The organism is Kineococcus glutinatus (assembly GCF_039542765.1).
Lineage (GTDB): Bacteria > Actinomycetota > Actinomycetes > Actinomycetales > Kineococcaceae > Kineococcus_A > Kineococcus_A glutinatus.
The window spans coordinates 1-6334 of record NZ_BAABIL010000078.1 but is presented as its reverse complement, the minus strand read 5'-3'; the positions used below and the strand labels follow the sequence as shown (position 1 = coordinate 6334).

At 74.5% G+C, this 6334-nt stretch carries 8 protein-coding genes and 1 pseudogene; 7 read left to right on the top strand and 2 right to left on the bottom strand.

Annotation, left to right across the window (positions count from 1 at the left end):
* From ABEB16_RS03795 to ABEB16_RS03780, 4 genes and pseudogenes are all read left to right on the top strand, one after another.
* A pseudogene (locus ABEB16_RS03795) lies at nucleotides 1–246 on the top strand (hypothetical protein); the annotation flags it as partial.
* A 55-nt stretch (nucleotides 247–301) separates the two neighbouring features.
* The gene (locus ABEB16_RS03790; RefSeq protein WP_345710938.1) at nucleotides 302–1006 is read left to right on the top strand and encodes a DUF6318 family protein; all 705 of its coding nucleotides are present in this window, start codon (nucleotides 302–304) and stop codon (nucleotides 1004–1006) included.
* Nucleotides 1007–1008: 2 nt separating this feature from the next.
* A complete protein-coding gene (locus ABEB16_RS03785; protein WP_345710939.1) occupies nucleotides 1009–1884 on the top strand; it encodes a PKD domain-containing protein in 876 nt (291 codons plus the stop codon).
* 52 nt (nucleotides 1885–1936) lie between these two features.
* A complete protein-coding gene (locus ABEB16_RS03780) occupies nucleotides 1937–2230 on the top strand; it encodes a hypothetical protein (RefSeq protein ID WP_345710937.1) in 294 nt (97 codons plus the stop codon).
* A gap of 3 nt (nucleotides 2231–2233) precedes the next feature.
* Here the strand turns inward: ABEB16_RS03780 and ABEB16_RS03775 are convergent, their stop codons facing one another.
* Both ABEB16_RS03775 and ABEB16_RS03770 read right to left on the bottom strand, forming a co-directional pair.
* Nucleotides 2234–2932, bottom strand: coding sequence for an LrgB family protein (locus ABEB16_RS03775; protein ID WP_345710936.1), 699 nt, complete (start codon nucleotides 2930–2932; stop codon nucleotides 2234–2236).
* Nucleotides 2929–3312: a CidA/LrgA family protein gene (locus ABEB16_RS03770; RefSeq protein WP_345710935.1), complete on the bottom strand. Its 384-nt coding sequence runs from the start codon at nucleotides 3310–3312 to the stop codon at nucleotides 2929–2931. The genes ABEB16_RS03775 and ABEB16_RS03770 overlap by 4 nt, the downstream gene beginning before the upstream one ends.
* Before the next feature lie 192 nt (nucleotides 3313–3504).
* On the opposite strand from ABEB16_RS03770, the gene ABEB16_RS03765 reads away from it, so the two are divergent.
* Genes ABEB16_RS03765 through ABEB16_RS03755 form a run of 3 tightly spaced genes read left to right on the top strand, consistent with a single transcriptional unit; the run spans nucleotide 3505 to nucleotide 6025 of the window.
* The gene (locus ABEB16_RS03765) at nucleotides 3505–3825 is read left to right on the top strand and encodes a hypothetical protein (protein WP_345710934.1); all 321 of its coding nucleotides are present in this window, start codon (nucleotides 3505–3507) and stop codon (nucleotides 3823–3825) included.
* Nucleotides 3822–5081, top strand: a complete 1260-nt coding sequence (locus ABEB16_RS03760) for an RNase A-like domain-containing protein (protein WP_345710933.1) — start codon at nucleotides 3822–3824, stop codon at nucleotides 5079–5081. The genes ABEB16_RS03765 and ABEB16_RS03760 overlap by 4 nt, the downstream gene beginning before the upstream one ends.
* Complete coding sequence (locus tag ABEB16_RS03755) at nucleotides 5078–6025, top strand: hypothetical protein (protein ID WP_345710932.1); 948 nt, start codon at nucleotides 5078–5080, stop codon at nucleotides 6023–6025. The genes ABEB16_RS03760 and ABEB16_RS03755 overlap by 4 nt, the downstream gene beginning before the upstream one ends.
* Nucleotides 6026–6334 lie beyond the last annotated feature (309 nt).

The following is a 6334-nucleotide window of genomic DNA, read 5'->3' as shown; positions in this document are numbered from 1 at the left end:
CTCGAGGGCCTGCTGCCGGAGGCCGACGAGCTGGACTTCGACCCGGCCGCGGTGCTGCCGGCCGCGAGCAGGCTGCTGACCCGGCTCGGTGCGGCGGGGGTCCTGCCCCGCGACGGTGAGCTGGTGCCGCCGCGGGGGCTGTGGCCGGCGCTGGCCAACGTGGTCGTCGCCCTCACGGGTGAGGACGACCACGACCACCATGACCACGACCACGACGACCACGACGGGCACCACCACGAGCGCTGACCGGTTGTCCACAGGGCTTCGGCGGGGACCGGGCGCGCCGCTCTAGCGTCGGGCGGTGCCCCGTTCCCCGTCGCCGCGCGGCGTCGCCCTGCCCCGCGCCGCCCTGCTGGCCCTGGTCCTGTCCTGCGGGGCGTGTTCCCACCCGGGCGCGCCGGCCGGGCCCGGGTCCCCGTCGCCCTCCGCGGCGGTGAGCGCGGCAACGACGTCCCCCGCACCCGGCGCAGCGCCCACCGAGCCGGCGGCACCGGTCGTTCCAGCGCCGGTCGTGGACGCCGTCCCGCCATCCGAGGTCACCGCGCTGCCCGACGGCACCGAGCTCGTGGTGCCGCAACCCGCCCTCGTCGGGCAGGAGGCCTTCTCCCGCGAGGGCGCCCTCGACTTCGTGGCGTACTACGTGCAGCTCATGGAGTACGCGTACACCACCAACGACCACGGCCTGCTGCGGTCCGTCTCGGAGGACGTCTGCGAGTACTGCGCGATCCAGGTGGAGGAGATCGATGGCAACGCCTCGCGGGGAAACCACTTCGGCAACCTGGAGCTGTGGTTCCGCGAGGCGATGGTCGAGGATTTCGACGAGGCCACCGGTCTGGCGACCCTGACCTTCTCCTTCGGGTATCCCCCCTATCAGCTGGTCGATGCGGCGGGACAGGTCCTCAAGGACTTCGACGCCGTCGAGTCCGAGACCCTCGAAGCGGACCTGCACTGGGCCGAGGGGCGCTGGCGCGTGCAGTACGTGGAGCACCACGCGGACGTGCCGTGAGGATGCGCCTGGGCGTCCTCGGCTGCGCCGTGCTGCTGCTCCCCCTCCTGCCCGCGCCCAGCGCTGCGGCCCGTCCCTGCGGGGGGAAGGTGGGGGCCAGCGGTGGCGACGGCTCCTTCCACGCCGAAGCGAACCGGAGCTGCCCCGGCCGGGGTTCCACGGGCTCGTCGAGCACCGGCGCGCGCTCCGGCTCCGACGCCGACGTCCCGCGCTACGTCCAGGTCACCACGTCTCCCTGCCCGGGCAACCACCCCGACGCCATGGGCCGCGTCAACGGCATGGTGAACTGCAACGCGTCCGCCCACCGCTGCCCGCCGGGGCAGTGGTACGGCGTCACCTACACCGCCGTCGCCGAGGTGAGCCCCACCCGCACCTGGTCGGCGAGCCCCGCCCGGTGCATCGACACCGCGGCGACCGCCCCGGACGCACCACCCGTCGTGCTGCCCGTCGTCACCGCCGCCGACCTGCGCCGGGTACCGCTGCCGGGCGGTGCGGCCGCGGTCCAGCCGGCCTCGCACCGGGTCGCCGTCAACCTCCCGGTCAACGTCTACACGACCGCCGAACCCCTCACGGTGCCCGTGGTCGTGCTGGGCTTCCCGGTGCGCATCCGCGCGACGCCCGTGCGGTTCACGTGGAGCTTCGGCGACGGGGGCACGCTCGGCCCCACCGAGGACCCCGGGGCGCCCTACCCGGACCTGCGCACCACCCACGTCTACGAGCGGCCGGGCCGCTACCGGGTGGTGCTCACCACGACGTACGCGGGGGAGTACTCCGTCGACGGCGGGCCGTGGCTCGACATCGACGGCACGGCCGCGGTCGACGGCCCCGCGGTCGAGCTGACGGCGCTCGCGGGTTCGAACGTCCTCCTCGCGCCCTGAGCGGATCCCGCTTCCGCAGGCCTTCCGACCCGCGGGGGAATACCGTTCCCGGATGGCGGCGCGCACCCGGGGCGGGAAGCGGCGCTACGACGCCAAGGGGCCGGTCGGCGGCGTGCTGCACCGTCCTCGGGACGGTGCCCCGTCCAGCGGGTACCAGGGCCTCGTCATGCTGTGCGGGGTGGCGGAGGGCGAGGGCTGGATGCCCGCCTACTGGTCGCTGGGCGACGCGGTGTCGCGCCGGTGCAAGCGGTGCCTGCGGTCGTTGTCGGTCATCACGACCGCGCCGGGCCGCCGCGGGGCCGGTCTGCGCGGTGAGCAGCTGACCCTCCCGCTGGACGTGCGCTGAACCTCAGCCGCCGAAGGCACGGGCCACGACGGGCAGCGCCACGGTCATCGACAACGCGTTGAGCACCATGCCCGCGCTGGACCAGCCGCCCGCCTCGGTGGACTCGCCGACCACGCGGGCGGTGCCGATGCCGTGGGCGGTGACCCCGACGGCGAAGCCGCGTGCCCGTGCGTCCCGCACCCGTGCGAGCCCGAGGAGCGCCGGCCCGGCGATGGCGCCGAGGATGCCGGACACGAGGGTCAGGACGACGACGAGCGGCGCGGCGGCGCGGATGCTCTCGGCGAGGGTGAGCGCCACCGGGGTGGTCACCGCCCGGGGCAGCGCGGCGCGCACGACCTCGTCGGCGACCCCGAAGGCGCCGAGCACGGCGACGGTGGTGGTGACGCTGACGGCGCCGACCACCACGAGGGTCACGAGCACCGCGGGTGCCGACCGCAGCAGCGCCGGGCCGGAGGCCAGCAGCGGCAGGGCCAGCGCCACGGTCGCCGGGCCGAGCAGCAGCGTCAGCACCGACACGGACTGCAGGTAGTCCGCATAGCTGACGCCGCACACCTGCAGCACGGCCGTCACGGTCACCATCGCGACGAGGACGGGTGCCAGCAGAGCGGGACGGCCGAGGGCGCGGTGCAGCGCGGAGGCCGTGAGGTAGGCGGTCAGGGTGAGGGCGAGCCCGAACACGGGGGAGGAGACGACCGCGTTCACGCGGAGCGCTCCTGGTGGCGCGCCAGGAGCCCCTGCAGGAGCCGTCCCGCGACGAGCAGCCCGGCCACGAAGGACGCGCCGACGGCCAGCGCGAGCGGCAGGGCGTTGCGGGCGAGGTGGGACAGCTCCAGCAGGGCGCCGACACCCGGTGGCACGAAGAGGAGCTGCAGGTGGGCGAGCAGCGGGTTCCCGGCCGGCGCGGCGAGGCGTGGCACGCTCCGCGTCCGCCGCCACGCGCCGAGCGCGACGAGCAGCACGAGGCCCGCGACGGCTCCGGGCACGGGCAGGTGCAGCAGCGCGACGGCGGCGGTGCCCACGAGCTGCAGGGCGAGCAGCACCGCGAGGCCGAGGAGCACGGGCGGGGTGTGGGGGGCGCGCACGTCCCCATCCTCGCGAGGCGCCGGGGGTGGTGCCCGGCAGGCGACGGCCGTGCGTCGTGCGGTGCCGCGCCCGCCGATGTCGTCGCGGCGCCACCGCATCGAGGCGCCGCTGCCCTGTAGACGACCGCGGGAAGGCCCTGACGCCTGTGGACGGCGGCGCTGGTGTGGTGTCGCGCCGGTTGGCTGCCGCTCATGCGCACGGGCGTCGAGACGGGGGAGCTGCAGGTGGCGGCGCGGTCCCACGCGTCCGCGGCCGACAGCACGAACGCCCTGGCCACCGCCCTGTCAGCGCAGGCCGCCGCGACGTCGGCGTGGTCTTCGGGCGTGCTGGCCGGAGCCGCTGAGCGCTTCTTCACGACGCTCGCCTGGGCGGCGACCTCCGGGGCCGGGGAGCTGTCCGGCCTCGCATCCCGACTGCAGGCGTCGGCCGACGGCTACGACCTCGCCGAGCTGATCGCGGCGACACGGTTCGGCCTCGATACCACCGCCCTGCACGACGGAGGGGTGCGGTGAGCCGGGTCGCCCTCGTCGACGGGCTCGGGCGGCTCGACCCCGCTGCTGCCGGCGCGGCCGCGGCCGCCCTCACCCGCACGGCGGCGCAGGCGGACGAGGTGGTCGACGCGCTCACCTCCGCCCGCACCGCGCTGCCGTCGTGGGAGGGGGCGGCGCTCGCCGGCTACGTCGAGGCGACGGCCGAGGTCGGTCGCCGCCTCGACCTCCTCACCGGGACCGCGCGGATCGGGGCGGCGCTCGTCGAGCGCCACGCCGCGGAGCTCGCCACCCGCAGGGCACGGCTGGTCGCGGTGGGACTGCAGGCGGAGGAGGTGGCTCGTCGTCTGCAGCGCGTCGACTCCACCGCGTCCTTCGGTGCGGATCTCGCCGAGGCCGACCGCCTGGAGCAGCAGCGACAGGCTCTGCTGGCGGAGCACGACACCGCCACCGCGGAGCTGGCCCGCCGCCTGGACGCGCTGATCGAGGACGTCGCCGACCGCCCGCGCTCGCTGGGGGAGCACGTCCGCGACGGCGTGGGGACCTTCGTCGAGCAGGGCGTGGTCGGGCCCCTCAGCGCCGCGGCGGTCCTCGCCTTCGGCTGGGTCACCGACCCGCGCGGCTGGTGGCGGACCGTGCGCTCCCTGCCCGCCGGAGCGAGCGACGCCGTGCGCCACCCGGTGCAGGAGGCGCGCCGGAGCCTGCGCATCGACGACTTCCGCGAAGGACGCACCGGCCAGGGCATCGGGGCGCTCGCCGCGGTCGTCGCGGGGCGGGGCCTCAACCGCGCGCGGTCGCAGCCTCCACGCCAGCGGCAGCGGGCACCGCGCGACCTGCCCCCCGGACAGCCGCTGAAGGACGTGCTCGCCGGGATCGACCTGGCGTTCCACGAAGGCGGGAAAGCGCACACGCTGTCCCGCCACGTCGACGTGGACGACCAGTACCTCCGGGACCGACTGGTGCTCGGCACACTCGAGAGGGACGGCACCCGCAAGCTGCCGGCACCTCCGGCCGCCTCCCGCTGGGTGGACCTGGCGACGGCGGAGCACTACACCACCCAGGTGCTGCGCGAGCACGAGCGGGAGATCCGCGCGGCGATGCTGACCGGCAGGAGCCGCCTCGATCTGGAGATGCCGGTCCCCAGCTCGGCCGGAGTCGTCATGCAACGTGATGGCGCCGGCTTCACCACCCTCCCGGCCCGTTCCGCCTTCGTCGCCGTGGACCTCAGCGGCGGCACCGTCACCGTCATCACCTCGTACCTCAAGGAGACCCAGCCGTGATCCCCGAGTACCTGCAGGGCACCGTCCTGCGACAGGTGACCATGTTCCTCCGCACCCAGTACGCGGTGGAGGACGTCCTCGATCCCCGAGAGGCGTTCGAGGTCGGCCTGTCCAGCCAGCGGGTGGACCTGCCGCAGGCCCTGGCGGAGTGGACCGAGTTCGTCGAGGGCGCGGAGAGCGAGGAGGACTTCGAGCGCCTGAAGAAGCGCATCGACGTGGCGTGGACGGGGCCGGTGGAGGGCACCACCTACCGACCATGGTTCGAGTGGGCCGGACGCCGGCTGCGCGAGGTGGTCGAGCACCCCGAGACGCTCATCGACCCGGACATCAGCTGCTACATGTCCTACCTGGACCGGGAGGGGTACTTCCTGGACGACGAGAGCCAGGAGCGGGCCGTCGAGGAGCTGGTGCTCCAGCACGAAGCCCGCATCGAGGAGTGGCTGGCGCGCGAGGACGGTGGTCGCTTCCTCCACATCAGCGGCGACCTCGGCTGGCGGGTCGGGGACCTGAGCCGGCCGGACGCGCACGAGAACGTGTACGTCGAGGTCCCGACGACCCGGGCTGCCGTCGTGCTGCGGCGGGCGGATCCCGGCGAGGAGCTGCCTGTGACCGCGTGGGCCGCCTACCCCATCGAGCCGGAGGAACCTGCCGGCGCACACTGGGTACGCAGGCGCTGGCCCGAGCTGGAACAGCTCCTGGGCGGCTACTTCGGCCAGCACGGCGCTCAGCACGGGTCGGTGTGGCCGCAGCAGTACCGCTTGCTGACCTACGAACACCCGCCCCTGCTCGCCACGATGCGCCGCTCGCTGGGCGAGCTGCTGCTGCTCGAGGACTCCGAGCTCGGCTTCGCCCTCAACGCCTTGGGGTGCTACCTCGACGCTCCGCACATCCGCCTGTGGCTCGAGTGGATGGTCTGGCGGATGGACACCTTCACCTGGCAGTGACGGACGCTGCGAGCCCAGTCGTCGGCGCCGCGGCTCAAGTCCGCCCCCACAGTGCCGATGAGATGGGGGAGCGCCTGAACGGGGCGGCGGCACGGACTGCCGCTCCGCCCCGTTGCAGGCATCACCGGCGGCCCACCTCGGTGGGCGGCCGCCCGGAGTGGTCGGGAGCACCGCCAGAGCCTGGTAGTGTTCTCTTCGTCAGCCAGTGAGGCGGGCAGGGAAAAACATCGCAAGATGTTGTCCCTGAGCGCTGATCTGGTTATGATGTGAAGGTTGCCTCGGGTCTGCTGCTCGTGTGGGTGGTGGGGC